The sequence below is a fragment of the Micromonospora sp. NPDC000089 genome (assembly GCF_042899365.1).
In the GTDB taxonomy this organism is placed as follows: domain Bacteria; phylum Actinomycetota; class Actinomycetes; order Mycobacteriales; family Micromonosporaceae; genus Micromonospora.
The window spans coordinates 51,877-74,956 of the sequence record NZ_JBIAZT010000019.1 but is presented as its reverse complement, the minus strand read 5'-3'; the positions used below and the strand labels follow the sequence as shown (position 1 = coordinate 74,956).

General features: G+C 74.8%; 25 protein-coding genes and 1 riboswitch. Of the genes, 15 read left to right on the top strand and 10 right to left on the bottom strand.

Translation table 11 applies throughout. The annotated features are described in order from the left end of the window. The first annotated feature begins 76 nt into the window (after positions 1 to 76). The 7 genes from ACFY3U_RS25470 (at position 77) to ACFY3U_RS25440 (ending at position 8,072) form a co-directional block, all read left to right on the top strand. On the top strand, positions 77 to 1,339 hold the full coding sequence (locus ACFY3U_RS25470; protein ID WP_387206115.1) for a cyanophycinase: 1,263 nt from the start codon (positions 77 to 79) through the stop codon (positions 1,337 to 1,339). 398 nt (positions 1,340 to 1,737) lie between these two features. Beyond that, positions 1,738 to 3,168, top strand: a complete 1,431-nt coding sequence (locus tag ACFY3U_RS25465; protein ID WP_387206113.1) for a hypothetical protein — start codon at positions 1,738 to 1,740, stop codon at positions 3,166 to 3,168. Positions 3,169 to 3,232: 64 nt separating this feature from the next. After that, positions 3,233 to 4,114, top strand: a complete 882-nt coding sequence (locus tag ACFY3U_RS25460; protein WP_387206111.1) for a MurR/RpiR family transcriptional regulator — start codon at positions 3,233 to 3,235, stop codon at positions 4,112 to 4,114. Between the two features lie 93 nt (positions 4,115 to 4,207). Then, positions 4,208 to 5,149: a transporter substrate-binding domain-containing protein gene (locus ACFY3U_RS25455; RefSeq protein WP_387206109.1), complete on the top strand. Its 942-nt coding sequence runs from the start codon at positions 4,208 to 4,210 to the stop codon at positions 5,147 to 5,149. A gap of 102 nt (positions 5,150 to 5,251) precedes the next feature. Further along, positions 5,252 to 6,106 (top strand): amino acid ABC transporter permease, encoded by an 855-nt coding sequence (locus tag ACFY3U_RS25450; RefSeq protein WP_387206107.1) that lies wholly within the window; start codon positions 5,252 to 5,254, stop codon positions 6,104 to 6,106. Continuing rightward, positions 6,103 to 6,912, top strand: coding sequence for an amino acid ABC transporter ATP-binding protein (locus tag ACFY3U_RS25445; RefSeq protein WP_387206105.1), 810 nt, complete (start codon positions 6,103 to 6,105; stop codon positions 6,910 to 6,912). The genes ACFY3U_RS25450 and ACFY3U_RS25445 overlap by 4 nt, the downstream gene beginning before the upstream one ends. Beyond that, positions 6,912 to 8,072: a M20 family metallopeptidase gene (locus tag ACFY3U_RS25440; RefSeq protein ID WP_387206103.1), complete on the top strand. Its 1,161-nt coding sequence runs from the start codon at positions 6,912 to 6,914 to the stop codon at positions 8,070 to 8,072. The genes ACFY3U_RS25445 and ACFY3U_RS25440 overlap by 1 nt, the downstream gene beginning before the upstream one ends. A gap of 146 nt (positions 8,073 to 8,218) precedes the next feature. Here the strand turns inward: ACFY3U_RS25440 and ACFY3U_RS25435 are convergent, their stop codons facing one another. The 5 genes from ACFY3U_RS25435 to ACFY3U_RS25415 form a co-directional block, all read right to left on the bottom strand. After that, positions 8,219 to 8,638 carry a pyridoxamine 5'-phosphate oxidase family protein gene (locus tag ACFY3U_RS25435; RefSeq protein ID WP_387206101.1) on the bottom strand — a complete coding sequence of 140 codons (420 nt, stop codon included), beginning with the start codon at positions 8,636 to 8,638 and terminating at the stop codon, positions 8,219 to 8,221. Between the two features lie 46 nt (positions 8,639 to 8,684). Beyond that, on the bottom strand, positions 8,685 to 9,020 hold the full coding sequence (locus ACFY3U_RS25430; RefSeq protein WP_387206099.1) for a DUF1232 domain-containing protein: 336 nt from the start codon (positions 9,018 to 9,020) through the stop codon (positions 8,685 to 8,687). Between the two features lie 80 nt (positions 9,021 to 9,100). Continuing rightward, positions 9,101 to 9,892: a hypothetical protein gene (locus tag ACFY3U_RS25425; RefSeq protein WP_387206097.1), complete on the bottom strand. Its 792-nt coding sequence runs from the start codon at positions 9,890 to 9,892 to the stop codon at positions 9,101 to 9,103. Between the two features lie 122 nt (positions 9,893 to 10,014). After that, positions 10,015 to 10,551, bottom strand: coding sequence for a hypothetical protein (locus ACFY3U_RS25420; RefSeq protein WP_387206095.1), 537 nt, complete (start codon positions 10,549 to 10,551; stop codon positions 10,015 to 10,017). Positions 10,552 to 10,698: 147 nt separating this feature from the next. Further along, the gene (locus tag ACFY3U_RS25415; protein ID WP_387206093.1) at positions 10,699 to 11,031 is read right to left on the bottom strand and encodes a helix-turn-helix transcriptional regulator; all 333 of its coding nucleotides are present in this window, start codon (positions 11,029 to 11,031) and stop codon (positions 10,699 to 10,701) included. A gap of 201 nt (positions 11,032 to 11,232) precedes the next feature. Between ACFY3U_RS25415 and ACFY3U_RS25410 the strand changes: the two genes are divergently transcribed. After that, complete coding sequence (locus ACFY3U_RS25410; RefSeq protein WP_387206091.1) at positions 11,233 to 11,880, top strand: carbonic anhydrase; 648 nt, start codon at positions 11,233 to 11,235, stop codon at positions 11,878 to 11,880. 63 nt (positions 11,881 to 11,943) lie between these two features. Here ACFY3U_RS25410 and ACFY3U_RS25405 read toward each other — a convergent pair whose 3' ends face one another. Both ACFY3U_RS25405 and ACFY3U_RS25400 read right to left on the bottom strand, forming a co-directional pair. After that, the gene (locus tag ACFY3U_RS25405; protein WP_387206089.1) at positions 11,944 to 12,963 is read right to left on the bottom strand and encodes a coiled-coil domain-containing protein; all 1,020 of its coding nucleotides are present in this window, start codon (positions 12,961 to 12,963) and stop codon (positions 11,944 to 11,946) included. Between the two features lie 4 nt (positions 12,964 to 12,967). After that, positions 12,968 to 13,098: riboswitch (cyclic di-AMP (ydaO/yuaA leader) on the bottom strand. 324 nt (positions 13,099 to 13,422) lie between these two features. Beyond that, positions 13,423 to 13,722 (bottom strand): metal-sensitive transcriptional regulator, encoded by a 300-nt coding sequence (locus tag ACFY3U_RS25400; protein WP_387206087.1) that lies wholly within the window; start codon positions 13,720 to 13,722, stop codon positions 13,423 to 13,425. A gap of 91 nt (positions 13,723 to 13,813) precedes the next feature. Between ACFY3U_RS25400 and ACFY3U_RS25395 the strand changes: the two genes are divergently transcribed. From ACFY3U_RS25395 to ACFY3U_RS25375, 5 genes are all read left to right on the top strand, one after another. Beyond that, positions 13,814 to 14,023, top strand: coding sequence for a heavy-metal-associated domain-containing protein (locus tag ACFY3U_RS25395; protein ID WP_387206085.1), 210 nt, complete (start codon positions 13,814 to 13,816; stop codon positions 14,021 to 14,023). A gap of 31 nt (positions 14,024 to 14,054) precedes the next feature. Next, positions 14,055 to 15,047, top strand: a complete 993-nt coding sequence (locus ACFY3U_RS25390) for a hypothetical protein (RefSeq protein ID WP_387206083.1) — start codon at positions 14,055 to 14,057, stop codon at positions 15,045 to 15,047. Positions 15,048 to 15,061: 14 nt separating this feature from the next. Beyond that, positions 15,062 to 17,329 carry a heavy metal translocating P-type ATPase gene (locus ACFY3U_RS25385; protein ID WP_387206081.1) on the top strand — a complete coding sequence of 756 codons (2,268 nt, stop codon included), beginning with the start codon at positions 15,062 to 15,064 and terminating at the stop codon, positions 17,327 to 17,329. An 84-nt stretch (positions 17,330 to 17,413) separates the two neighbouring features. Beyond that, on the top strand, positions 17,414 to 17,587 hold the full coding sequence (locus tag ACFY3U_RS25380; RefSeq protein ID WP_387206079.1) for a CsbD family protein: 174 nt from the start codon (positions 17,414 to 17,416) through the stop codon (positions 17,585 to 17,587). A gap of 212 nt (positions 17,588 to 17,799) precedes the next feature. After that, positions 17,800 to 18,354 carry a hypothetical protein gene (locus tag ACFY3U_RS25375; RefSeq protein WP_387206077.1) on the top strand — a complete coding sequence of 185 codons (555 nt, stop codon included), beginning with the start codon at positions 17,800 to 17,802 and terminating at the stop codon, positions 18,352 to 18,354. A 43-nt stretch (positions 18,355 to 18,397) separates the two neighbouring features. Here ACFY3U_RS25375 and ACFY3U_RS25370 read toward each other — a convergent pair whose 3' ends face one another. From ACFY3U_RS25370 to ACFY3U_RS25360, 3 genes are all read right to left on the bottom strand, one after another. After that, entirely contained in the window at positions 18,398 to 19,642 is a 1,245-nt protein-coding gene (locus tag ACFY3U_RS25370; RefSeq protein ID WP_387206075.1) for an RNA polymerase sigma factor, read from the bottom strand. Beyond that, positions 19,639 to 19,998 carry a YciI family protein gene (locus tag ACFY3U_RS25365; protein ID WP_387206170.1) on the bottom strand — a complete coding sequence of 120 codons (360 nt, stop codon included), beginning with the start codon at positions 19,996 to 19,998 and terminating at the stop codon, positions 19,639 to 19,641. Before ACFY3U_RS25365 ends, ACFY3U_RS25370 begins: the two co-directional genes overlap by 4 nt. A gap of 112 nt (positions 19,999 to 20,110) precedes the next feature. Continuing rightward, a complete protein-coding gene (locus ACFY3U_RS25360; protein ID WP_387206073.1) occupies positions 20,111 to 21,343 on the bottom strand; it encodes a DUF2786 domain-containing protein in 1,233 nt (410 codons plus the stop codon). 170 nt (positions 21,344 to 21,513) lie between these two features. Between ACFY3U_RS25360 and ACFY3U_RS25355 the strand changes: the two genes are divergently transcribed. Beyond that, the gene (locus ACFY3U_RS25355) at positions 21,514 to 22,380 is read left to right on the top strand and encodes a DUF3152 domain-containing protein (RefSeq protein ID WP_387206072.1); all 867 of its coding nucleotides are present in this window, start codon (positions 21,514 to 21,516) and stop codon (positions 22,378 to 22,380) included. A gap of 29 nt (positions 22,381 to 22,409) precedes the next feature. Beyond that, entirely contained in the window at positions 22,410 to 23,075 is a 666-nt protein-coding gene (locus ACFY3U_RS25350; RefSeq protein WP_387206070.1) for a response regulator transcription factor, read from the top strand. Positions 23,076 to 23,080 lie beyond the last annotated feature (5 nt).

The window sequence follows — 23,080 nt, the reverse complement described above, 5'->3', positions numbered from 1 at the left end:
GACCCGTTGTGGGCCGGCTCACCCTGCCGTACGCTTCCACTCGGCCCGCCCTCACGGTCTCCAGTGAGGAGCAGTCATGCCCTTGAACCGCCTGCTGACCCTGGGGGTCAGCGCGGGAGCCGCGGTCGTGCTGAGCGTGCCGGCCTTCGCCGCGCCCGCCTCGGCCGGCCCGTCCCACCACCAGCACTCCGGCGGCAGCCTGGTGCTGGTCGGCGGCGCCCTGGCCGACGACAACGCGGCCGTCTACGACGACATCGTCCGGCTGGCCGGTGGTCGCGGAAAGGCCCGGATCGGCATCGTCACCGCGGGCGCCCCGGTGCCGTCCGAGGACCCGGACGCGAACACCCCGGACTGCAACAACAGCGTCTGCAACGGCGACTACTACACCAAGCTGTTCAAGACCTACGGCGTCGCGGACGCGCAGTGGATCCCGATCGACCTGGACCACCCGGGGGCCGCCGAGGACCCGGCCGTGGTCAAGCAGATCAACTCGATGACCGGCTTCTTCTTCGGCGGTGGCGACCAGTACCGGTACGTCACCACGATGACCCGGGGCACGGCCCAGCGGGACACCGCCGCGCTGGCCGCCGTCCGGCGCAAGCTGCGCTCCGGCGCGGTGGTCTCGGGCACCAGCGCCGGCGCGCAGATCATGGCCGGCAAGGACATGATGACCGGTGGCTCCACCGAGCCGGGCCTGCGCGACGGCGCGAAGCCGGGCTACTTCGACGACGCGGACGTGCTCGGCTACCTGCCCAAGGGTGGCTTCGGCTTCTTCACCGACGGGCTGCTGGACACGCACTTCTCCCGGCGGGGCCGGGAGGCGCGCTCGATTCGGCTCGCCTCGGACACCGGCAACGACCGGGTGTTCGGGCTGGACGAGAACACCGCGCTGGAGGTCACCGGTGTCGGTGCCGGGCACCGGTCGCTGCGGGTGATCGGCCAGCGCGGCGTCAGCGTGCTCGACCTGCGCCGGGCCCGGGTGACCAGCACCGGCGGGGTGTGGGGCATCGAGGGTGTGCGGTGGAGCCGGCTGACCGACGGTGACCGGTACCGGGCCGAGCGCTGGCAGCCGGTGATCGCCGCCGGCAAGCAGCGGGTCACCCCGGCCGCCGGCCCGTGCACCGTGCCGGCCTCGGACGACGTGTTCTACAACTACGTGCTGGTGGGGCTCGCCGAGGGGCTGGTCGACCAGGCCGGGTGCGCCTCGACCTCCGGCACCTCGTACGAGAAGGACCCGCAGTTCGCCGCCGAGGTGACCCGCGGCCGCGGCTTCGCCGGCTACCGCGCCGGGTCGACCACCTCGTTCGTGGACGCGGTGATCGGCATCCGCCCGGTCTGACGGGCTGCCTGGCCCGCGGCCCTGCCGCAGCGAGCTGGCCTGCTCGGCGGGTCGGCCTGCGCGGGTGGGGTCGGTCTGCGCGGGTGGGGTTGGCCTGCGCGGGCAGGCTGGCCTGGGCGGGTGGATCGAACAACGAGCGGTATGACTCTGCGTCATAGATATGACGCAGAGTCATACCGCTCCGTCCGCACATTGCCCCCCGGCCGGGCGCGGGTGGGGCACCGGCGGTTCAGGGCGGCGGCGGCCTGAGCGGGGTGGGCAGGCCGGTGAGGGAGGTGATCACCGAACGGCCGGCCCGACGGAACCGTCATCGAGCTGTAACAGAAGTTACGTATTGAGCAGTGACCGTAATGGATGTAACTTCTGTTTCATCGATCCGTGGCCCCTCGGAGGTGCCCATGTTCCCCGCCCGCAACCCCCGCCGACTGTCCCTGGTGGCCGCCGCGGCCGCCCTGCTCACCCTCGCCCCGATCGGGGTGACCGCCGCACAGGCCCAGGTCAGCCGGGTCCGCCAGGGCAGCACCAGCGACGTCAGCCGGACCGCCTGGTCCGGCCCGGCGTACACCATGAACGGCTCGGGCGGGATCGTCACCGCCACCATGACCCAGGCGATCAACGCCATCCGCGGCGGCACGGGCAGCATCGACGTGGTGGTGATCGCCGGTTCCGGCAACACCACCCCGGAGTGCGACGCGATCACCCCGCTGGCCGGGGTCAACTCCTGCACCACGCTCACCCTGACCGCCGCCGCCGACGGCAACGACAGCCAGGTCAACAGCGACATCCGCAACGCCGAGTTCGTCTACTTCGCCGGCGGCGACCAGTGCCGGTACGTGGCCTGGAAGGGCACCGCGCTGGAGGCGTCCGTCGAGTCCGTGGTGGCCAAGGGTGGCGGCGTCGGCGGCGGCAGCGCCGGGCTGCACGTCAACAGCGACGTGGTGTACGACGCCTGCACCGCCAGCACCACCTCGGCGATCGCCCTCGGCAACCCGTACGACTCGTCGTTGACCTTCACCACCGGGATGTTCCGCTGGCCCAATTACGCCAACACGATCAACGACTCGCACTTCGTCACCCGGGACCGGATGGGGCGCACCTTCGCCTTCGTCGCCCGGGCGCTCAAGGACGGCCTGGTCGGCGGCGGCAAGGCGTACGGGGTGGGGATCGAGGAGGGCGCCTCGATCTACATCGACAAGGCCGGGCTGGGCACGCTCAGCGGGCCGAGCGCGTACGTCGTGCTCGGTGACCACCAGCCGGAGGTGGCCGCCTCCGGGCAGCCGCTCACCTACTCCAACTTCAAGATCTGGAAGCTGGCCAGCGGCCAGACCTACAACTTCGCCAACCGGCCGACCTGCGGGTACTACCTGAAGAGCGTGACCGCCGGCGTGCCGAGCGCCAGCCTCTACAGCGGCACCCCGGTCACCGACTGCTCGACCCCGCCACCGCCGCCGTCGGGTGGGTCGGGCTACGCCGAGGTGGAGCCGAACGACTCCCGGACGGCGGCCAACGACGTCTCCGCCCAGTCCTACCCGCTCACCCTGACCGGTGACATGAAGAGCACCACCGACCGCGACTACTTCGCACTAACCCTCGGCAGTGGACAGACGCTCACCGCGAACTGCGACGTCCCGACCGCGTACGACGCCGACCTCTACCTGCTCGGCTCCACCGGGAGCACGCTGACCCGGTCGGTGAACAACGGCGCCGGCGCCGACGAGTCGGTCACCCTCACCCGGACCGCCGCCGGGTCGGCGACCTACTACCTCGACCTGGAGGCGTACGCCGGCTCCGGCACCGCCGACTACACCTGCACGGTGTCCAGGTCCTGATCGCCGCCCCGGGCCGGGCGCGGAGTGGGCGGGACCCCACTCCGCGCCCGGTTGCGCTCAGCGCGTGTCGAACCCCGAAGTGGAAGAACCGCACGCCGTCGGCGTGGCCGCGCTGATCCGGCAGCGGCTCGGCGAGTGCAGCCCGGCCGAGCGTCGGGTGGCCCGGTCGCTGCTCGCCTCGTACCCGGCCGCCGGGCTGGGCACGGTCGCCGCGCTGGCCGAGCGGGCCGAGGTGAGCGCCCCGACCGTGCTGCGGTTCCTGTCCCGGCTGGGCTTCGGCGGGTACCCGGAATTCCAGCGGGCGCTGCGCGACGAGCTGGCCGAGCGGGAGACCTCGCCGCTGTCGGCGTACCGGGCGGCGGAGCGCACCGGGTCGCCGCCGCAGGGCGCGCTGCCCCGGGCCGCGGCGACCCTGCCGGACGCGGTCGCCGGCACCCTCGCCGAGCTGCCCCAGGGCGAGCTGGACGCCGCGGTGCGCCTCTTCGCCGACCAGCAGCTGCGGGTCACCGCCGCCGGCGGCCGGTTCTCCGGGCTGCTCGCCCACTACCTGGTGCTGCACCTGATGCAGGTGCGCGGCAACAGCCGGCTGCTGCCGCGTACCCCGGTCGAGCGCACCGACATGCTGGTCGACGTCGGCCGCCGGGACCTGGTCGCGCTCTTCGACTTCCGCCGGTACGAGGAGCCGACCCTGGCGCTGGCCCGGGAGGTGACCTCCCGGGGCGCCAAGGTGGTGCTCTTCACCGACCGGTGGCTCTCGCCGGTGGCCGGCCTGGCCGAGGTGGTGCTGCCCAGCCGGGTCGAGTCGCCGTCGGCGTACGACAGCTTCGTGCCGGCGTTGGCACTGGTCGAGACGCTGGTCGCGGCCCTGATCGACCGGCTCGGGCCGGTCGCCGGGAGCCGGCTGCGGGCGATGGAGGCGGCGCAGCAGACGTTCGGCAGCGACTGAACGGCACGTTACAGAAAATCGTAACCCCATCGAAATCGTAACGTGCGTTACAGTCCGAGGGCTGGTTCGTTCTGGCCCCCGGAAGGACACCTCATGCGCATCCGTTCCCTGGCCCTGGTCGGCGCGACCACGGCCCTCCTCGCCGCCACCGCCGCCTGTGGTGGCACCGACGCCGCCGGCTCCGGCGGCGAGGTCAAGCAGGTCTCGGTCACCGTCGACGGCGTCGGCGAGGTCAAGACCGACACCGCCCTGGCCGGAAAGGTCCCGTCCGACGTGCGCGGCCGCGGCACCGTCACCGTCGCCACCAACGCCCCCTACCAGCCGTTCATCGACTTCAAGGTCGAGGGCAAGAACGACGAGTTCAAGGGCCTCGACTACGACCTGTTCCAGGCCGCCTCGGCCCGGCTCGGGCTGAAGGCCAGCTTCACCCAGCAGCCGTTCGACGGCCTCGTCCCCGGCCTCCAGGCCGCCAAGTACGACGCCATCGCCGGCGGCATCACCGACAAGAAGGAGCGCCAGCAGGTCGCCACCTTCGTCGACTACTCCGCCTCCGGCACCGGCTTCCTGGTCAAGACCGGCAACCCGCTCGCGGTGAAGACCGTGGCCGACCTCTGCGGGCGCAAGGTCGCCGTGCAGAAGGCCAGCAACCAGGCGAAGAACCTGGCGACCTACTCCAAGGACAGCTGCGCCGGCAAGGCGATCGAGGTCAAGGAGTACCCGGAGAACCCGCAGGCCGTGCAGGCCATGCTCGCCGGCAACGTGGAGATCGTCGCGGCCACCAAGGTGAACCTGGTCGACACCGCCGGCTCGCTCACCGGCAAGGCCGAGCTGGTCGACGACCAGTCCGCCCCGAACGGCTGGCTGGCCAGCCCCAACGGCTTCGGCTTCCTGAAGGCCAACAAGGAGCTGGCCCAGGCGTACCAGGCCGCCGTGCAGTCCCTGATCGACGACGGCACCTACGGCAAGATCCTCGCCCAGTGGAAGCAGGACCCGATCGCGGTCAAGCAGGCCACCATCGACCAGGCCATCGACTGACCCGGCGGACCACCACCCCCTAGGACCGCGGTCGCCGGGCGCCCTCCGAATCCGTGAGGGCGGGCCCGGAGGCGCCCGGCGACCGCCGCAGGAGGCTCCAACATGACGAGCGACACCGAGACCGTACGGGTCGTCCCCGTACGCCACTACGGACGCTGGGCGACCGCGCTGCTCGTGGTCGGCCTGGCGGCCCTGTTCCTCCGGGCCCTGTTCGACAGCCCCAACCTCGAACCCGGCACCATCGGCAGCTACCTGTTCAAGGACTACGTCCTCAAGGGCGTGGTCACCACGCTCTGGCTCACCCTGCTGGCGATGGTGCTCGGCACCGTCGGCGGCGTCCTGCTGGCGGTGATGCGGCTGTCGGAGAACCCGGTGCTGCGCGGCGTCTCCTGGGCGTTCATCTGGGTCTTCCGCGGCACCCCACTGCTGGTGCAGATCATCTTCTTCGGCTTCCTCGGCGCGCTCTTCCCGCGGATCAGCCTCACCGTGCCGTTCACCGGCACGATCCTGTTCGACAAGCCGACCAGCGTGGTGGTGACCGGGACGGTCGCGGCCGTGCTCGCCCTGTCGCTCAACGAGATGGCCTACGCCGCCGAGGTGATCCGCGGTGGCATCCTCGCCGTCGACCAGGGCCAGACCGAGGCCGCCGCCGCGCTCGGCATGAGCCCCACGCTCACCCTGCGCCGGGTGGTGCTGCCGCAGGCGATGCGGGTGATCATCCCGCCGATGGGCAACGAGACCATCACCATGCTCAAGTCGACCGCGCTGGTGTCGGTGATCGCCGGGCGGGACCTGATGACCGCCGTGCAGACCGTCTACCAGGCCAACTACAAGGTGATCCCGCTGCTGCTGGTGGCGGCGATCTGGTACCTCGCCCTGGTCAGCCTGCTCTCGGCCGGCCAGTGGCTGATCGAGCGGCGGTTCGGCCGCGGCTTCTCCCGGGGAGGCGTCCGATGAGCGTGACCGACCAGACCGCGACCGAGCGGAGCACCGCGACGGAGACCCGGCCGATGGTGCGGGCCGAGGGCGTGACCAAGCGGTTCGGCCCGGTCGAGGTGCTCAAGGGCATCGACATGACCGTCGCGCCCGGCGAGGTGAGCTGCCTGCTCGGGCCGTCCGGCTCCGGCAAGTCCACCTTCCTGCGCTGCATCAACCACCTGGAGCGGATCGACGGCGGCCAGCTCTGGGTGGACGGCGACCTGGTCGGCTACCGCCGCCAGGGTGACAAGCTGCACGAGCTCAAGCCGCGCGAGGTGGCCCGCCGCCGGCGGGACATCGGCATGGTGTTCCAGCGGTTCAACCTCTTCCCGCACCTCACCGCGCTCGGCAACGTGATCGAGGCGCCGGTGCGGGTGCTCGGCACCCCGCGCGACAAGGCCCGCGCCGAGGCGCTGCGGCTGCTGGAGCGGGTCGGGCTCGGGGAAAAGGCCGACGCCTACCCCGGTCAGCTCTCCGGCGGCCAGCAGCAGCGGGTGGCGATCGCCCGGGCGCTGGCCATGCACCCCAAGCTGATGCTCTTCGACGAGCCCACCTCGGCGCTCGACCCGGAGCTGGTCGGCGACGTGCTGGACGTGATGAAGGGGCTGGCCGCGGACGGTATGACCATGGTGGTGGTCACCCACGAGATGGGCTTCGCCCGCGAGGTCGCCGACAGCGTCGCGTTCCTCGATGGAGGCGTGGTGGTCGAGTCCGGCACCCCGGCCGAGGTGCTCGGCAACCCCCGCCACGAGCGCACCCGCGCCTTCCTCGACAAGGTGCTCTGATGGATCCGCTGCTCACCGCCGCCGGGGACCGGCTCGGGGCGTACCACGAGCGGTTGGCCCGGCTGGTCGCGGTCGACTCCGGCTCCGGCCAGGTCGACGGCCTGCGCGCGGCCGCCGACCTGGTGCACACCTGGTGCCTGGCGGCCGGGCTGGCGGTCGAGCGGGAGCCGGTCGCCGACCCGTCCGGCGTACCGCTGGGGGACGTGCTGGTCGCCCGGCGGCGCGGTCGCGGCCGACGGCGGATTCTGCTTGCCGGTCACCTCGACACGGTCTTCCCGCCCGGCACCGCGGCCACCCGGCCGTTCCGGGTGCACGACGGGCGGGCGTACGGGCCGGGGGTCAGCGACGACAAGGGCGGCCTGCTGGCCGGGCTCGCGGCGGTCGAGGCGCTGGTCGCGCTGGGCCGCGAGGAGTACGGCGAGCTGGTGCTGGTCTGCACACCGGACGAGGAGATCGGTTCGCCGGGCAGCCGGCCGATGCTGCGTACCCTCGGGGCGGAGGCCGACGTGGCGCTCTGCCTGGAGTGCGCCCGCGACAACGGTGACCTGGTGTCCGCCCGCAAGGGCGTGGCCGACCTGGAGATCCAGCTGCGCGGGCGGGCGGCGCACGCCGGCATCGAGCCGGAGCGCGGGGTCAACGCGCTGCTCGCCGCCGCCCGGCTGACCGTCGCGCTGGACGCGCTCAACGGGCGGTGGCCCGGGGTGACCGTCAACGTCGGGGTGCTGGAGTCCGGCGGCCGGCCCAACGTGGTGGCCGACCGGGCCCGGATGCTGGTCGACCTGCGGGCCTGGCGGACCGGCGAGTACGCCGCCGCGCTCGCCGAGATCCGCCGGCTGGTCGCCGCGCCGGCCGTCGCCGGGGTACGCGCCGAGCTGACCGTGCACGCCCCCACCCCGCCCTGGGAGCCGGGGCCGGAGCAGGGCTGGCTGACCGAGCTGGCCGCCAAGGTCGGCGCGGGACTGGGCCTACCGGTCTCGCACACCGCGACCGGCGGCTGCGCGGACGCGAACCTGCTGGCCGAGGCGGGCGCGACGGTGCTGGACGGGCTCGGCCCGATCGGCGGCGACGACCACAGCCCCGCCGAGTGGCTGGATCTCGACTCGGTGGTGCCCCGGGTCGCGCTGCTGGCCGGCCTGGTCGACGAGGTCGCCCGCCGCTGACCGCCCCGCCCCACCCCGCCCCACTGACCGCCCCCGCGCCCGATGATCGCCCTCTTGCACGGAAATAGTGGCCTCCGGCGGCCAGGAGGCCACTATTTCCGTGAAATTGCGGCTCGGCTCGGGCGGGCGCGGGGGCGGGGGCGGGGTCAGGCCTCGAGCGGGGGGAGGCTGCCGAGGAGGCGGGTGACCGCGATCTCGATGACCACGCGTTCCGGGTTGGGGCGGGGCTGGCGGTAGCGCTCGGCGTACCGGCGCTCGGCGTCGGCCACCGACTCCGGATCGGTGCGCAGCACCGCCCGCCCCTCCACGGTCAGCCACCAGCGGCCGTCGACGGAGCAGACCGCCACCGGGGTGCCCGCCTCGCCGGCCGCGGCCACGTGCCGGGCCTTCGCGGAACCGCCCGAGGTGATCACCCGGGCCAGCCCGGCGGCCGGATCGACGGTGACGCCGACCGGCACCACGTGCGGGGTGCCGTCGGCGCGCAGGGTGGTCAGCGTCGCGAGGTGCCGCTCGCGGCAGAAGGTGAGGACCCGCTCGTCACGCGGGTCCAGGGTGTGGCTGGCCATGTCCGTCCTCCGTCCGGGGCCGGTGGGGCTCCCGGTCCGGTTCCGATCATGGCACGCGTACCCGGCCCTGGTCTCCGGGAGTGTCGGGCTGGCCGGGCAGCCGCTGGGCGGCCAGCCGGCGCTGGTGGACCAGCCGGGTCAGCACGAACAGCGCCCCGGCCAGCACGCCCATGTCGTCCAGGTAGATCGGGTCGGGGAGCAGGTCGATCGGGAGCACGGTGTAGATCAGCGCGCCGTAGAACGCCCACTTGCCGCCGACCCCGAGGGCGCCGAGCATCCGGCGGGTGCGCACCACCCGGATCGCCAGCAGCACCGCGCCGACCAGCGTGGCCAGCGCCAGGATGCCGCCGACCACCACGAGGACCCACGCATCCCGGGACATGCCGTCACGCTAGCCCACCCCGCGCCGGTCCGCTCGGTGCGCGGGGGGCTGCGGCCGCCGGGTCAGTACGCGGCGGCGAGTCAGTACGCGGCGACCGCGGCTCGGCCGCGGGCCGGCGGGGTGGCCTCGCGGGCCGGCTCGGGCCGTCGCATGTCCGGCATCGGCAGCACGGACGGCACCGGCTCCGACTTCCGGCTCGGGGCGGCGAACACCTCGTCCCGCAGGCTGCGGGCGGCCGCGGTGGCCAGCTCGGCGTCCCGCCAGGCGGCCTGCTCCCGCACCGCCGCGGCGAAGTGCTGCTTCGCCCGGTTGTCCCGCACCGCGCGGTACAGCATCAGCTCCTGCTCCACCGGGTGCCGCCGCGGGTCCCACCCGTCGCGGTGGGCCAGGGCGTCGGCCAGCTGCTCGGCCGACAGGTCTCCGCGCTCGTGGGCCGCCTCGGCCGCCCGGTGCAGGTACCGCTCGCGGTCGGCGTACTCGGCGGGGGTGCGGACCGTCCGCGGTGACGGCACGGCGGCGGCCGCGGCGAGCCGGCGGACGTCCGCCTCGGCGGCCTGGTACGCCTCCCAGGCCGCCTCCACCTCCTCCTGGACGGCCAGCCAGGCGGCCCGCCGACGCGCGGCGGTCGCCGCCGCGCGGTCGGCCGCCACCGTCACCTCCTGCACGTACCGGCTGCGTTCCCGTTGCTCGGCGGCCCGGTCGGGATCGCCGGGGAAGGCGGCCTCCTGGAACCGGCCGGCCAGGGCGAGCCGGAACAGGTCCGGTCGGACCACCAGGCCGGCCACCGCCACGGCGGCCACGGCCAGCAGGGCCAGCCAGATCAGGGCGGCGGCGGGGACGTCGGGCAGGACTGCGGAGAAGACGGTCTGCATCACCAGCACCTCACGGTGGGAACGATGTGGACGGACGAGCGGAGCGGCCGGCGTACCCCGTCGGGGTGGGGCGCGGCACGACCGCCGTGGGTCGCGGCTGCGCCGGGACGGGGTGGCCCGGCTCAGCGCCGGGGCGGACCTCGCCGGCCGGTGGCCTCGCGGACCGGGTCCGTCGTCGCGGTGACCTCGCCCCCGACGGGCAGGCGGTCGGTCGAGGCGGCCGTGAGCCGCGGGGAAGGCAGTGGGACGGCGGCCGGGGCCGGCCCGGCGGTGGTCGAGCCCGCACCACCGGTCGGCTGGACGACGCCCGCGTCCGCCGGACGATCGACGGGCCCGCGGTCGACGACGGTGGCCGGAAGGCCGGCGATCCCGAAGGCCGGCGCGTGCGCCGTGACGTGATCCTGCGTGGCGGCCGGGAGGCCGGTGACCGCGCGGGCCGTCCCGGGTGCCGGGAGGTGCGCGGTGGTCGCCGGGTCGGCGGCGGTCGGTCCGGCGGCGGAAGCGTTCACCGGGTGCGGCCCGGCTGCGGCGGCGGGGGTGGCGACCGCGGCGCCGAGGCCGCCGGCCAGCACCAGGGCGGTCAGCGCGAGCCGGACCAGGTCGCGCATGGCGCGTGGCGTGGCCGCCCAGAATGGACGGGAGTACGCCGCAGCCAACATCCCACCAACCTAGCCGGTGCCGACGTACCCCGCAGGGCCGGTGGTCGGCGTCGAGGGGTGACCCGGACCACTCGCTCCCTCCTGGACGGCGGCCGGGGCGGGTCGCGCCGCGGGAGTTAGCCGCGGGTCAGCGGCCGCCGGCGGCGGTCAGGAGTCGGCGTCCGCGGGTGCGTCGGTGAAGAGCGCGAGCAGGGCGCCGACCTGCTGATCCGCCTCCGCCGGGTGCCGGAAGTGGCCGCCGGGGTTGATCGTGTACTCGTTGCGCCGGCCGACCCTGGTCCGGTGCAGGTAGCCGTCGGCCTCCAGGTCGGCGACGATCGCCTGGGCGGCCCGTTCGGTCACCCCGACCTCGTCGGCCACGTCCCGCAGCCGGGCGGTGGGGTTCCGGGCGATGGCGAGCAGCACGTGCCCGTGGTTGGTGAGGAACGTCCAGTTCCTCCCGCTCCCCTTGTCGTTCGCTGTCGTCGCCATGCCCGACATGGTATGGCGCTCGGCTCGGGATTTCCGGGTCGGCCTCCGCCGCCTGTCCGTTTTCGCCGATTCTCTGGGGAACGAGGCCCGAAGCGTGAAATGTGTATCACGTAAAGCTTGACGTATCTTGGGTGCGGTGTGACCGTGGAGCGGCGGCCGCCTCCGTCGCCGGCCGGGACTAGCTGGCCGATCACAGACCGAGGTGAGGCAATGGCCCCGACCACTCCCGCCCAGGCGCTCGCCGAGCTGCACGAGGGCAACCGGCGCTTCGTCACCGGCGCACCGCGCCACCCGAACCAGGACGCCGGCCACCGGGCCGCGGTGGCCGACGGGCAGCACCCCTTCGCGGTGATCGTCGGCTGCTCCGACTCCCGGCTCGCCGCCGAGATCATCTTCGACCGCGGCCTCGGCGACCTCTTCGTGGTCCGCACCGCCGGGCACACCGCCGGCCCCGAGGTGCTCGGCAGCGTCGAGTACGCGGTGACCGTCCTCGGCACGCCGCTGGTGGTGGTGCTCGGGCACGACTCGTGCGGCGCGGTGCAGGCCGCCCGGGACGCCGCCCGCACCGGCACCGCGCCGGCCGGCCACCTCCGGGCCGTGGTCGACGCGGTGGCGCCCAGCCTGCGGCGGGCCACCGAGCAGGGCGTCGACGACATCGACGGGATCGTGGACATCCACATCGCGCAGACCGTGGAGACCCTGCTGCGCGACTCCACCGCGCTCGCCACCGAGGTGGCCGCCGGGCGGTGCGCGGTCGTCGGCATGTCGTACCGGCTCACCGCCGGTGAGGTGCGGACGGTGGCCGCGGCCCCCGCCGATCTGCCCACCCAGCGCGGCGCCGCCGCGGTCGCCGGCTGACCGACCCGGGTACGCGACGAGGGCCGCCCCGCGGTCGGCGGGACGGCCCTCGGTCGGCGGGCGTCAGAGCAGTGACATGTGCACGTGGTCGGTGTGGTTCGACGGCCCGTGGTACGACTTCCATCCGGTCGCCGGGAACCAGATCTGCCGGTTCCAGATGACGTAGTAGATGCCCAGCCGGTCCGCGTTGCGGATCAGGAACGCGGCGAGGTTGTTGCCGTACATCCGGGTGTCGTCGTTGTGCCACGGTGAGAAGCCGCTGCGCTGCAACGACCAGTCGCAGGCCCGACCCTTGGGGTGCTCCCACGGGCCACCCGGGCGGAAGCAGCCGGCGAACCGGTTGAAGCCGGCCCGCCGCACCTCCTGGTAGGCGTGCAGCGTGCGCGGGGTGATCGTGCCGGAGGTGGTCGGGTCGTCCACGCTGCGCGACTGGGGTGGCCAGCTGCCGTCGGACGACCGCCCCGGTGCGGGCCGGGCCACCGGTGAGGTGGCGTCGACCAGGCCACCGGTGAAGCCCTCGCCGCCGACGAGCTGGAGTGCCTTCTCCGCCTCGCGGCTCTCCCGGGCCATGTCGTTGGTGAGCTTCTGCTGCTCGCGCACCTCGGCGTCGAGGGCCAGCTTGGCGCCCTCGGCGCGGTTCTTCGCCTCGGTGACCTTGGCGAGCTTCTGCTCGTTGACCATGTTCAGCTCGTCCAGCGCCGAGGCGCGCTTGACGAACGAGTCCGGAGCGTTGCTCTCCAGCAGCATCGCGGCGGCGCCGATCCGGCCGGTGCGGTACGACTGCGCGGCGATCTGGTTGACCAGCGGCTTCAGCTCGTCCAGCTCCGCCTGGGCCCGGCGCACCTCGAGGGCGAGCTGCGACTGGCGCTTCTTCGACGTGGCCAGCTGCGCCTTGGCCTTGGTGTACTCGCGGTTGCGCAGCTCGATGACGTCGGTGAGCAGCTTGGGGTCGTCGTCCTCCTCGTGCCCGGACGGCGCCGGGGGCGAGGGCGCCGCGATCACGGGGGTCGGCCCGACCAGGACAGTCAGCGCGGCCAGCACGGCCACCGCCGGTGTCCACCAGCGGCGCAGGGGTGCCGTCACAGTTTTCCCTTCCCTCGACCGCCGACCGGGTTAGCTGACGGGTTCGGGACGGAAGTGGTCCCTACCGCTGGCGCGGATTCACCCCGGAAACCTGGTTCCCCGGTTCGCCGTGCGGCGATTGGGCGGTGGCCCCGCAGACGCCGGTGCGCGCCTTCGGCGGTGACCGGCAGCGACGTTACCCGAGAAGAGGACTGCGGATCTACGCCCAGAACCCGACCAAAAGCGTTATTTCGCAATGGCGTTGTGTGACCAGTGACGCCATCGTCGGGCGCGCGGCGGTCGACGGTCACGCAGCGGAGTCTCATCATCCGGTGTGCGTGCTCCTTTCCCGGCTCGGGCCGTCGCGCGGGCGGCGGCGAACGCGTCGGGACTGGGTACGGTCGCGCCGGCCGGCCGGTTCACCGCGGATGGGCGGCGCGACGCCGGGTGTCCACCCGGCCACCCGGTGCGAGCGGGCGGTCAGCCGCGCTTCATCAGCCGGCCGACGGCGGCCATCATCTCGGCGGCCATCTCGTCCGCGCGCCCCTCGGCCGCGCCCTCCCGCATGCAGTGCCGGGCGTGCCCGTCGAGCAGGCCGAGCGCGACCTTGTCCAGGGCGGCCTGGATCGCGGAGATCTGGGTGAGCACGTCGATGCAGTACCGGTCGTCGTCGACCATCTTCTCGATGCCGCGGACCTGACCCTCCACCCGACGCAGCCGCGCGAGCAGCTGCTCCTTGCTGGCCGTGTAGCCCCGGATCGGGGTGCTCGGTGTGGTCATGCCGACCAGGATAGCGTACCCCCTGGGGGTATGTTACCGTCGCTGGTGACCTACCCCTGGGGGGTATGATCGACGGTGAGGGAGAGTTGCCATGGCCACCGGTAGTTACCAGGTGCGGGGGATGACCTGCGGGCACTGCGTCGACGCGGTGCGCGCCGAGATCGGCGCGATCCCCGGGGTCACCGACGTGCGGGTCGAGCTGGCCACCGGCCGGGTCGACGTGACCAGCGAGCGCCCGCTCGACGACGAGGCCGTGCGCGCCGCGGTCGACGAGGCCGGCTACGACCTCGTGGCGGCGTGACCGGCGACGACCGGAAATCCGAGGGGTGACGATGAACGCGGCGACCAGGCTGGGCGGCTTCGCCCTCGGCCTCGTGGCGGTGTTCGGCGCGGCGTTCGGGGTCGGTCGGCTGGGCGACCCCGTCACCCCGGCCGCCGAGACCCGGCACGAGGCCACCGAGGCGCACGGCGCGGACGACCCGCACGGCGGCGCCGACCCGCACGGCGGCCACGACGCGGGCGCCGCCGCGCAGCTGCCCGGCGGTCTGCTCGTCTCCGACCGCGGCTACACCCTGCAACCGGTGACCGCCGCGGCCGGGGAGTTCGCCTTCCGGATCACCGGCCTCGACGGCGCCCCGGTCACCCGCTTCGACGTCGCGCACGACAAGCGGATGCACCTGATCGTCGCCCGCCGCGACCTGTCCGGCTTCCGGCACGTCCACCCCGAGCTGGGCGCCGACGGCACCTGGCGGGTGGCCTCGCCGCTGGCCGGGCCCGGGGTCTGGCGCGCCTTCGCCGACTTCACCCCGTCGGGTGGGGAGCCGCTGACCCTCGGGGTCGACGTCACCGTCCCCGGGCCGGTTGAGAACCGGCCGCTGCCCCCGCCCGCCACCAGCACCACCGTCGACGGCTACACGGTCACCCTCACCGGCACCCCGCAGCCGGGGCGCACCAGCCCGCTCGCCCTGACCGTGAGCCGGGGCGGCCGACCGGTCACCGACCTGCAGCCCTACCTCGGAGCGTACGGTCACCTGGTGGCGCTGCGCCACGGCGACCTGGCGTACCTGCACGTGCACCCGGAGGGCACGCCCGGCGACGGGCGCACCCCGGCCGGGCCGGCGGTGACCTTCTCCGCGGAGGTGCCGTCCGCCGGGGCGTACCGGCTGTACCTGGACTTCCGGCACGGCGGGACGGTCCGCACGGCCGAGTTCACCGTGCTGGCCGGCGACGCCACCCCGGCGACCACCGCCACCCCGGCGACCACCCCGACCGCCGTCCCGACCCCGAGCGCCGGACACGGCATCCCGGGCCACGGACACAGCTGACCGGAGGTGCGGTGATGACCACCACCGAGCGACCCCGCCCCGTCGCGCCGAACGTGATCGAGCTGACGATCGGCGGCATGACCTGCGCGTCCTGCGCCGCCCGGATCGAGAAGAAGCTCAACCGGATGGACGGCGTCGAGGCGGGCGTCAACTACGCCACCGAGAAGGCCACCGTCCGGTACGCCGACCGGGTCACCCCGGCCGAGCTGATCGCCACCGTGGAGAAGACCGGCTACACCGCGGCGGTGGCGCCCCCGCCGGTGGCGGCCCGCGCCGAGCCGGCCGCCGCGCCGGTGGACGAGCTGCGGGTGGCGCGTACCCGGTTGTGGGTCTCGGCGGTGCTCGCCGTGCCGGTGATCGTGCTGGCGATGGTGCCGGCCTGGCAGTTCGACTACTGGCAGTGGCTGTCGCTGACCCTGGCCGCCCCGGTGGTGGTGTACGGGGGCCTGCCGTTCCACCGGGCCGCGCTGGTCAACCTGCGGCACGGCGCCGCGACGATGGACACCCTGGTGTCGATCGGCACGCTGGCCGCGTTCGGCTGGTCGCTCTGGGCGCTCTTCCTCGGCGACGCCGGGATGCCGGGGATGACCCACCCGTTCCGGCTGGACATCACCCGCACCGACGGCGCTGGCGCGATCTACCTGGAGGCGGCCGCCGGGGTGACCGTCTTCATCCTGGCCGGCCGGTACTTCGAGGCCCGCGCCAAGCGCACGGCCGGCGCCGCCCTGCGCGCGCTGCTGGAGCTCGGCGCCCGGGACGTGGCGGTGCTGCGCGGCGGCGCCGAGACCCGGGTGCCGGTCGACCAGCTGGCGGTCGGGGACCGGTTCGTGGTCCGCCCCGGCGAGAAGATCGCCACCGACGGCGTGGTCGACGAGGGCGTCTCGGCGGTGGACGCCAGCATGCTCACCGGGGAGTCGGTGCCGGTCGAGGTGCGCCCGGGCGACCCGGTGGTCGGCGCCACGGTCAACGCCGGCGGCCGGCTGGTGGTCACCGCCACCCGGGTCGGCGCGGACACCCAGCTGGCCCAGATGGCCCGGCTGGTCGAGGAGGCGCAGACCGGCAAGGCCGCCGTGCAGCGGCTGGCCGACCGGATCTCCGCGGTCTTCGTGCCGATCGTGATCGCGCTGGCCGTCGGCACCCTCGGCTGGTGGCTCGGCGCCGGGGCGGAACCGACCGCGGCGTTCACCGCGGCGGTGGCCGTGCTGATCATCGCCTGCCCGTGCGCGCTCGGCCTGGCCACCCCGACCGCGCTGCTGGTCGGCACCGGCCGGGGCGCCCAGCTGGGCATCCTGATCAAGGGGCCGGAGGCGTTGGAGTCCACCCGTCGGGTGGACACCGTGGTGCTGGACAAGACCGGCACCCTGACCACCGGCCGGATGGCCCTGGTCGACGTGCTCCCGGCCGCCGGCGAGGACCGGGCCACGCTGCTGCGGCTGGCCGGCGCGGTGGAGGCCGGCTCCGAGCACCCGATCGCCCGGGCGCTCGCCGCGGGCGCGGCGGAGGCCGGCGCGCTGCCGCCGGTCACCGGGTTCGCCAACGCCGAGGGGCGGGGCGTGACCGGCGTCGTGGACGGCCGGGAGGTCGTGGTCGGCCGGGCCGAGCTGCTGCGGGAGCGGGGTCTGGACGTACCCGGGGAGGTGGCCCGCGCGGTGAGCGACGCGGAGGCCGCCGGTCGGACGGCCGTGCTGGCCGGCTGGGACGGGCGGGCCCGCGGTGTCCTCGCGGTCGCCGACCTGCCCCGGCCGACCAGCCGGGCGGCGGTCGACGGGCTGCGCCGGCTGGGCCTGACGCCGGTGCTGCTCACCGGGGACAACGCCACGGTCGCCCGGGCGGTGGCCGCCGAGGTGGGTATCGACCAGGTGATCGCCGGGGTGCTGCCGGCCGGCAAGGTGGACGTGGTCAGGCAGCTCCAGGCGCAGGGGCGTTCGGTGGCGATGGTCGGCGACGGCGTCAACGACGCGGCCGCCCTCGCCCAGGCCGACCTCGGGCTGGCCATGGGTACCGGCACCGACGTGGCGATCGAGGCGTCCGATCTCACCCTGGTCCGCGACGACCTGACCGCCGCGGTGGACGCGATCCGGCTGGCCCGGCGCACCATCGGGATCATCCGCGGCAACCTGTTCTGGGCCTTCGGCTACAACGTGGCGGCGCTTCCGCTGGCCGCGGCGGGCCTGCTCAACCCGATGATCGCCGGGGCCACGATGGCCTTCTCGTCGGTCTTCGTGGTCGCCAACAGCCTGCGACTGCGCGGCTTCCGGTCGACGGTCGATCACCCAAGGTGAGCACGATCGGGTGACCCTGGTTTCCGCGATCGGGCACCGGGGTACATCCGGGGCGTCGGAGGAAGCAGCTTCCAGGAGGATCGCATGGGTATCGACGACAAGATCGACAACGCGTCCGAGAACACCGCCGGCAAGATCAAGGAAGGCGTCGGCCGCGCCACGGACAACGAGAGCCTCGAGGCCGAGGGTCGCAACGACCAGGCCAAGTCCAACATCAAGCAGGCCGGCGAGAAGATCAAGGACGCCTTCAAGAGCTGAGCACGGCTTTTCCGCGCGCCGGGCCGACCCAGGTCGGCCCGGCGCGCTGTGCGCGGTGGGGACACCGCTGTCCGTCCCGCGTAACCGGCGCCGGTGCCCGGGGCGCCGTGACCCGGGATCGTCCGGCGTCGTTGGCTGATCGACGTCCCCCCGCGCCACACCGACGTACCGCCGTCCCGGCCGGACGGCGCAGAGCCGAAACGGGGTAGCCGATGTTCCGCAGCTCCGCCGCCGTCGTCGCGCTGGCGGCCGTCGCCGCCGTCACGACCGGTTGCCAGCGGTCGGGAGACGAACCGCCGTCGAGCGCCCCCACCGGCGCGACCGGCGGGCCGACCATCAGCGCCGGGCCCACCGCCGGTGACCCGCCCACCTCCGCGGCCGGCCCCACCGCCACGCCCGCCGGCTCGGCGATCCCCACCGCAAGCCCGTCGCTGCTCCTGCACGCCGCGAACACCGCCGTCGTCTGCCAGGCCGTCGACACGTTGATCGTCGACGGCAGCCGGCGGATCACCCGGGACTCGGCCGAGGCCACCCGGCGGCAGCTCACCCCGGAACAGCTCAACGGTCAGCTCGCCGGCACGCTGGCCGACCTCGCCGACGACGTGCGCGGGCAGGCCGACCGGGCGACGGACCCGCGGATCAGGAAGCTGATCGCCGGCGTCGCCGGGCGGCTCGACGCGGGCGCCGAGGCGGACAGCCCGGCGACCTGGATGCAGACCGGCCTCGTCGACCTGCCGCGCCGGCTGAACCGCGACTGCCACGTCTGACCGCCGGCCACTCCGCCGCGAGGCAACCGTCCGAGGCGCAGCGTCAGCCGAGCCCCGACAGCCGGGCCGCGCGCAGCTCCAGGTAGCGCTGCTCCGGCAGGCTGGTGGTGCGCCGGGCCGCATCCCGGTACGCCGCCCGGGCCGCCACCGGGTCGCCGGCCAGCTCCCACAAGTGCGCCCGGACGGCGGCCAACCGGTGGTGCCCGGCCACCCGCTCGTCGGCGTCGAGCGGGGCGAGCAGCGCCAACCCGGCGCGCGGACCGTCCACCATGGCCACCGCGGCGGCCTGGTTGAGGGTGACCATCGGGTTGGGCGCGATCACCGCGAGCAGCCGGTAGAGCGCCACGATCTGCGGCCAGTCGGTCCCGGCCGCGGTGGGCGCCTCGGCGTGCACCGCGGCGATCGCGGCCTGCAACTGGTACGGCCCCGGCGGTGACCAGGTCAGCGCGGCGGTCACCAGGGCCACCCCCTCGTCGATCGCCGCCCGGTCCCACCGCGACCGGTCCTGCTCGGCCAGCGGCACCAGCTCGCCGGCCGGCCCGGTACGCGCCGGCCGGTGCGCGTCGGTGAGCAGCATCAACGCCAGCAACCCGGCCACCTCGCCATCGGTCGGCAGCGCCCGGTGCAGCTGCCGGGTGAGCCGGATCGCCTCGCCGGTCAGCTCGGCCCGGTGCAGCTGCGCCCCGGCGGAGGCGGTCCACCCCTCGTTGAAGATCAGATAGAGCGCCCGCAGCACGGCCGGCAGCCGGGCCGCCCGCTCGGCCGGCGTGGGCGCCGAGAACCGGGCGCCGGCCGCCTCGATCCGCTGCTTGGCGCGGCGGATCCGCTGGCTCATGGTGGCCTCCGGCACCAGGTACGCCCGGGCGATCTGCGCGGTGCTCAGCCCACCGACCGCCCGCAGGGTGAGCGCCACCTGCGCGGACCGGCCGAGCGCCGGATGGCAGCAGAGCAGCAGCAGGGCGAGGCTGTCGTCCCGTTCGACCGGGGCGGCGTCGGCGGCCGGGGCGACCGTCGCGTACGCCGGCTCGCGCAGCGCCACCGCGACCTCGCGCTGCCGGCGGGCGCGCTCGCTGCGCCACTCGTCGGTCAGCCGGCGGCCCGCCACGGTCAGCAACCAGCCGCGCGGCTGCTCCGGCACGCCGCGCTCCGGCCAGCCGGTGGCCGCCGCGAGCAACGCCTCCTGCACGGCGTCCTCGCACGCGGCGAAGTTGCCGTGCCGGCGGACCAGGGTGCCGAGGACCTGCGGCGCCAGCTCGCGCAGCAGGTCCTCGACCCGACGGTCGGTCACATCTCGGTCCCGGTCTCGTCCATCACCGGCCGCACCTCCAGCACGCCGAGGCCCAGCCGGACGTCCGGCCAGCCGGCGGCGATCTCGGCGGCCCGCTCCGGGCTGTCGCAGTCGACCATCAGGTAGCCGGCGAACTGCTCCTTGCTCTCCAGGAACGGCCCGTCGGTCACCTCCGGCCGGTCGCCGGCCAGCCGGACGGTACGGGTCTGCGACGGATCGGCCAGCGCCTGGCCGCCGACCAGCTCACCGGAGGCGGTCAGCTCCTTCATGATCTGGTCCACCTCGCCGAAGAGCTCGGTGCGGTCCCGCTCGGAGAGCCCTTCCACGAAGCCGGGCCGGTTCCAGATCAGCAGCATGTACTTCACGTCGGTGCTCCTCGGGTACGGCCACGGCGTGGCCTCTCGGCAGGGGATCGGAGCCGACGACGCGGATCCGACCGGCGTACCGGAGAAATTGTGTCCCGGGCGGTCAGCGCCGGCCGGGCAGCGGGCGCGGCGCGCCGCCGGCGCCCAGCGACGCCCGGTCGGCGGCGGAGGTGCCGGAGTGCCAGCCCTCGGCGTCCCGGACGGTCAACCGGCTCCGGGTGACGCCGGGGAAGAGGTCGGTCATCCGCTCCCGCACCGCGTCCGAGCGGGCGGCCAGCACGGGCAGCAGCCGCTCCGGCCCGGCCGACTCGGCGGCCTGCCGGTTCGCCTCGTCGGCGGCGGCCCGCAGCCGCTCGCCGATGCGCAGCGCGAACGCGTTGAGGAACGACTCGTCGTACGCCTTCGTGCGCCGGCCGCGGGCCTTGCGCTCGGCCCGCCCGCGCAGCATCGCCGTGGTGGCCTGCACCAGCAGCGAGGTGTAGAGCAGCTCGACCGCCTCCAGGTCACCGGCGAAGCCGAGCACGGTGGCGAAGCCCAGGTCGTCGGACCAGACCGACTCGCACCGGTTCGCCGCGGCCACCTCCTGCACCAGCAGCGCCTTCGCGCCCGCGTACGGGGCCTCGGTGCCCAGCCGCACCCCGCCGGGCAGGTCGGGGCGCTCGGCGGTCGCCTCGACCAGCGCCCGGTCCAGGCTGTGCCGGGCGATCAGCTCCTGGGCCTTGCCGGTCAGCGCCTCCGCCTCGGCCGGAAAGGTGGTCGACTCGGCCTTGGCCAGCAGCGCCCGGACCCGGTCCAGGATCCGTGAGCCGCTCGGCCCGGCCGGGGCGCGCCGGCCGGTGACCGGCGCGCCGCCGGGCGGCGGGCGCAGCATCGCCACCGGGGGCAGGCCGTCGAGCAGCGCCAGCACCTCGACCGCGTCGCGCAGCGCGGTGATCCGGTCCTCGCCCTCGCGGGCCACCCAGCCGACCAGCCAGCCCGCGTCGGCTTTCCACCACACCCGGGCGGCCAGGCCGTCGAGCTGCTCGTCCCACCAGGCCGGCACGTCGCCGGCCTGCTCCCGCCGCTGGGCGGCGAGCGCGTCGACCACCAGCCGGCCGGCGCGCGGGCCGAGCCGGCGCGGCACGATCCGGGCCACGTCGACCGGCTGCCAGCCGCGCGGCCAGAGCCGGGCCAGGGCGGTGACCAGGCGGCGGAGCAGGGCGGCGTCGACCGCCGCGGTGCCGTCCGCGGCGCCGGTGCCGACCACCAGCCGGTCCAGCTTCCGCTCCGCGTCGGGTACGTCGGTGCCGCGCACCGCCGCGACCGCGGCGGCGATGAGGGCGTCGGCGTCCGGCACGGGTGGTCCTCTCGATCGGGGTTCGACGGAACCGGCGCTGTCCGGATCGCCGGGGATGTCTGCCGGGCAACGGTACCGGGTGCGGAATCGGTGCCTCGATCGTTCATCCTTTCGGGGCCCGCGCCGCGTACTCCACGGCGGAGTTCGGCGACCGGGAACGGAGGCCAGGAGTGGCGAGCGTGACGGTGAGCGGGGTGGCCGGCCGGGGCCGGCACCGCGGACGGCGCCGCGCGGCGGGTCGCGCCGGCACCCTGACCGTGGTGCTGGTGGTGGTCCTCACGCTGGCCGGCGGCGGCGCCCTGGGCGCCACCCGAGACGGCCGCGACCTGGTCGACGAGCTGATCGGCGACGTTCGGCGGGTGCCCGCACCGGCCCGCCCGGCGGCGCCCGCGCCGGTGGTCGCCGCGCCGACCCGCCCGCCCGTCGGGCCGGCCAGCCCGACGCTGCGCTACGCCGAGCGGGGCACCGGCACCTGGCGGACCGCCACCGCCCGTGGCGCGGTCGCCGGCACCGCGGGTCAACTGCTGCGCTACCGGGTGGCGGTGGAGGGCGGCATCGACGGGATCGACGTGGAACGCTTCGGCCGCGAGGTCGCCGTGGTGCTGGCCGACCGCCGGGGCTGGACGGCCGGCGGCCGGTGGCGGCTGCAACGGGTCGGCCCGGACGTGCCGGCCGACTTCACCGTCATGCTGACCACCCCGGTCACCCGGGGCGTGCTGTGCGGGGACCCGACCGACCACTACACCTCCTGCCGCACCGGCGACCGGGTGGTGATCAACGTGGCCCGCTGGGCGCACGCCGTGCCCGGCTACGGCGACCTGGCCACCTACCGGGCGTACGTGCTGAACCACGAGGTGGGGCACCGGCTGGGTCGGGGGCACGAGCTCTGCCCGGCGGCCGGTGGCCCGGCGCCGGTGATGCAGCAGCAGACGCTCGGCCTGCACGGCTGCCGGCCGAACGCCTGGCCGCGGGTCGACGGGGTGCTGCGTACCGGCCCGGCCGGCGAGTACGCCGACCCGGTCCCGGCCACCGGCTGACCGCCCGGGCGCGGGTGAATACTGGGCGGGTGGAGAGCACCCCGCCCCGCCTGCTGCTCGTCGAGGACGATCCCGCGCTCGCCGGCCTGCTCGTCGACCTGCTGCGGGGCGAGGGCTACGTGGTGGAGGTGGCCGCCGACGGGCACCGGGGACTGCACCAGGGGCTGACCCGGGAATACCAGCTGATGGTGGTCGACCGGGGGCTGCCCGCCCTGGACGGCGTGGACCTGGTCGCCCGGTTGCGGGCGCACGGGGTGAGCTGCCCGGTGCTGCTGCTCACCGCCCGGGGCGGGGTCGCCGACCGGGTGGCCGGTCTGGACGCCGGCGCGGAGGACTACCTGGTCAAGCCGTTCGAGGTGGACGAGCTGCTGGCCCGGCTGCGGGCCCTGCGCCGGCGGCACCGGGCCGACGCGCGGTGGCTGCCGGTGGGCGACCGCCGGCTCGACGTGGCCAACCGCCGGGTGCTCGACGGGCCGGACGAGATCCCGCTCTCCGCCCGGGAGTTCGCGCTGCTGCACGCGCTGGCCGTCCGGCCGGGCCGGGTGTTCAGCCGTGCGGAGCTGCTCCGGGACGCCTTCGACGGGGCCGACGCGCCCGGCACCGTGGACGCCTGCGTCCACCACCTGCGCCGCAAGCTCGGCCGGGACGCGGTACGCACCGTGCACGGCCTCGGCTACCGGCTCGGAACGGCCTGAACCCG

Excerpts from the sequence above, each read along its gene's own strand:
- ACFY3U_RS25420 (WP_387206095.1), bottom strand. The coding sequence starts at position 10,551 with ATGTTGGCTGCGGCGTACTCCCGTCCATTCTGGGCGGCCACGCCACGC.
- ACFY3U_RS25465 (WP_387206113.1), top strand. The coding sequence starts at position 1,738 with ATGTTCCCCGCCCGCAACCCCCGCCGACTGTCCCTGGTGGCCGCCGCG.
- ACFY3U_RS25385 (WP_387206081.1), top strand. The coding sequence starts at position 15,062 with ATGACCACCACCGAGCGACCCCGCCCCGTCGCGCCGAACGTGATCGAG.
- ACFY3U_RS25395 (WP_387206085.1), top strand. The coding sequence starts at position 13,814 with ATGGCCACCGGTAGTTACCAGGTGCGGGGGATGACCTGCGGGCACTGC.
- ACFY3U_RS25430 (WP_387206099.1), bottom strand. The coding sequence starts at position 9,020 with ATGTCCCGGGATGCGTGGGTCCTCGTGGTGGTCGGCGGCATCCTGGCG.
- ACFY3U_RS25375 (WP_387206077.1), top strand. The coding sequence starts at position 17,800 with ATGTTCCGCAGCTCCGCCGCCGTCGTCGCGCTGGCGGCCGTCGCCGCC.
- ACFY3U_RS25365 (WP_387206170.1), bottom strand. The coding sequence starts at position 19,998 with ATGCTGCTGATCTGGAACCGGCCCGGCTTCGTGGAAGGGCTCTCCGAG.
- ACFY3U_RS25425 (WP_387206097.1), bottom strand. The coding sequence starts at position 9,892 with ATGCAGACCGTCTTCTCCGCAGTCCTGCCCGACGTCCCCGCCGCCGCC.
- ACFY3U_RS25445 (WP_387206105.1), top strand. The coding sequence starts at position 6,103 with ATGAGCGTGACCGACCAGACCGCGACCGAGCGGAGCACCGCGACGGAG.
- ACFY3U_RS25390 (WP_387206083.1), top strand. The coding sequence starts at position 14,055 with ATGAACGCGGCGACCAGGCTGGGCGGCTTCGCCCTCGGCCTCGTGGCG.
- ACFY3U_RS25470 (WP_387206115.1), top strand. The coding sequence starts at position 77 with ATGCCCTTGAACCGCCTGCTGACCCTGGGGGTCAGCGCGGGAGCCGCG.
- ACFY3U_RS25400 (WP_387206087.1), bottom strand. The coding sequence starts at position 13,722 with ATGACCACACCGAGCACCCCGATCCGGGGCTACACGGCCAGCAAGGAG.
- ACFY3U_RS25455 (WP_387206109.1), top strand. The coding sequence starts at position 4,208 with ATGCGCATCCGTTCCCTGGCCCTGGTCGGCGCGACCACGGCCCTCCTC.
- ACFY3U_RS25435 (WP_387206101.1), bottom strand. The coding sequence starts at position 8,638 with ATGGCCAGCCACACCCTGGACCCGCGTGACGAGCGGGTCCTCACCTTC.
- ACFY3U_RS25440 (WP_387206103.1), top strand. The coding sequence starts at position 6,912 with ATGGATCCGCTGCTCACCGCCGCCGGGGACCGGCTCGGGGCGTACCAC.
- ACFY3U_RS25415 (WP_387206093.1), bottom strand. The coding sequence starts at position 11,031 with ATGTCGGGCATGGCGACGACAGCGAACGACAAGGGGAGCGGGAGGAAC.
- ACFY3U_RS25410 (WP_387206091.1), top strand. The coding sequence starts at position 11,233 with ATGGCCCCGACCACTCCCGCCCAGGCGCTCGCCGAGCTGCACGAGGGC.
- ACFY3U_RS25380 (WP_387206079.1), top strand. The coding sequence starts at position 17,414 with ATGGGTATCGACGACAAGATCGACAACGCGTCCGAGAACACCGCCGGC.
- ACFY3U_RS25450 (WP_387206107.1), top strand. The coding sequence starts at position 5,252 with ATGACGAGCGACACCGAGACCGTACGGGTCGTCCCCGTACGCCACTAC.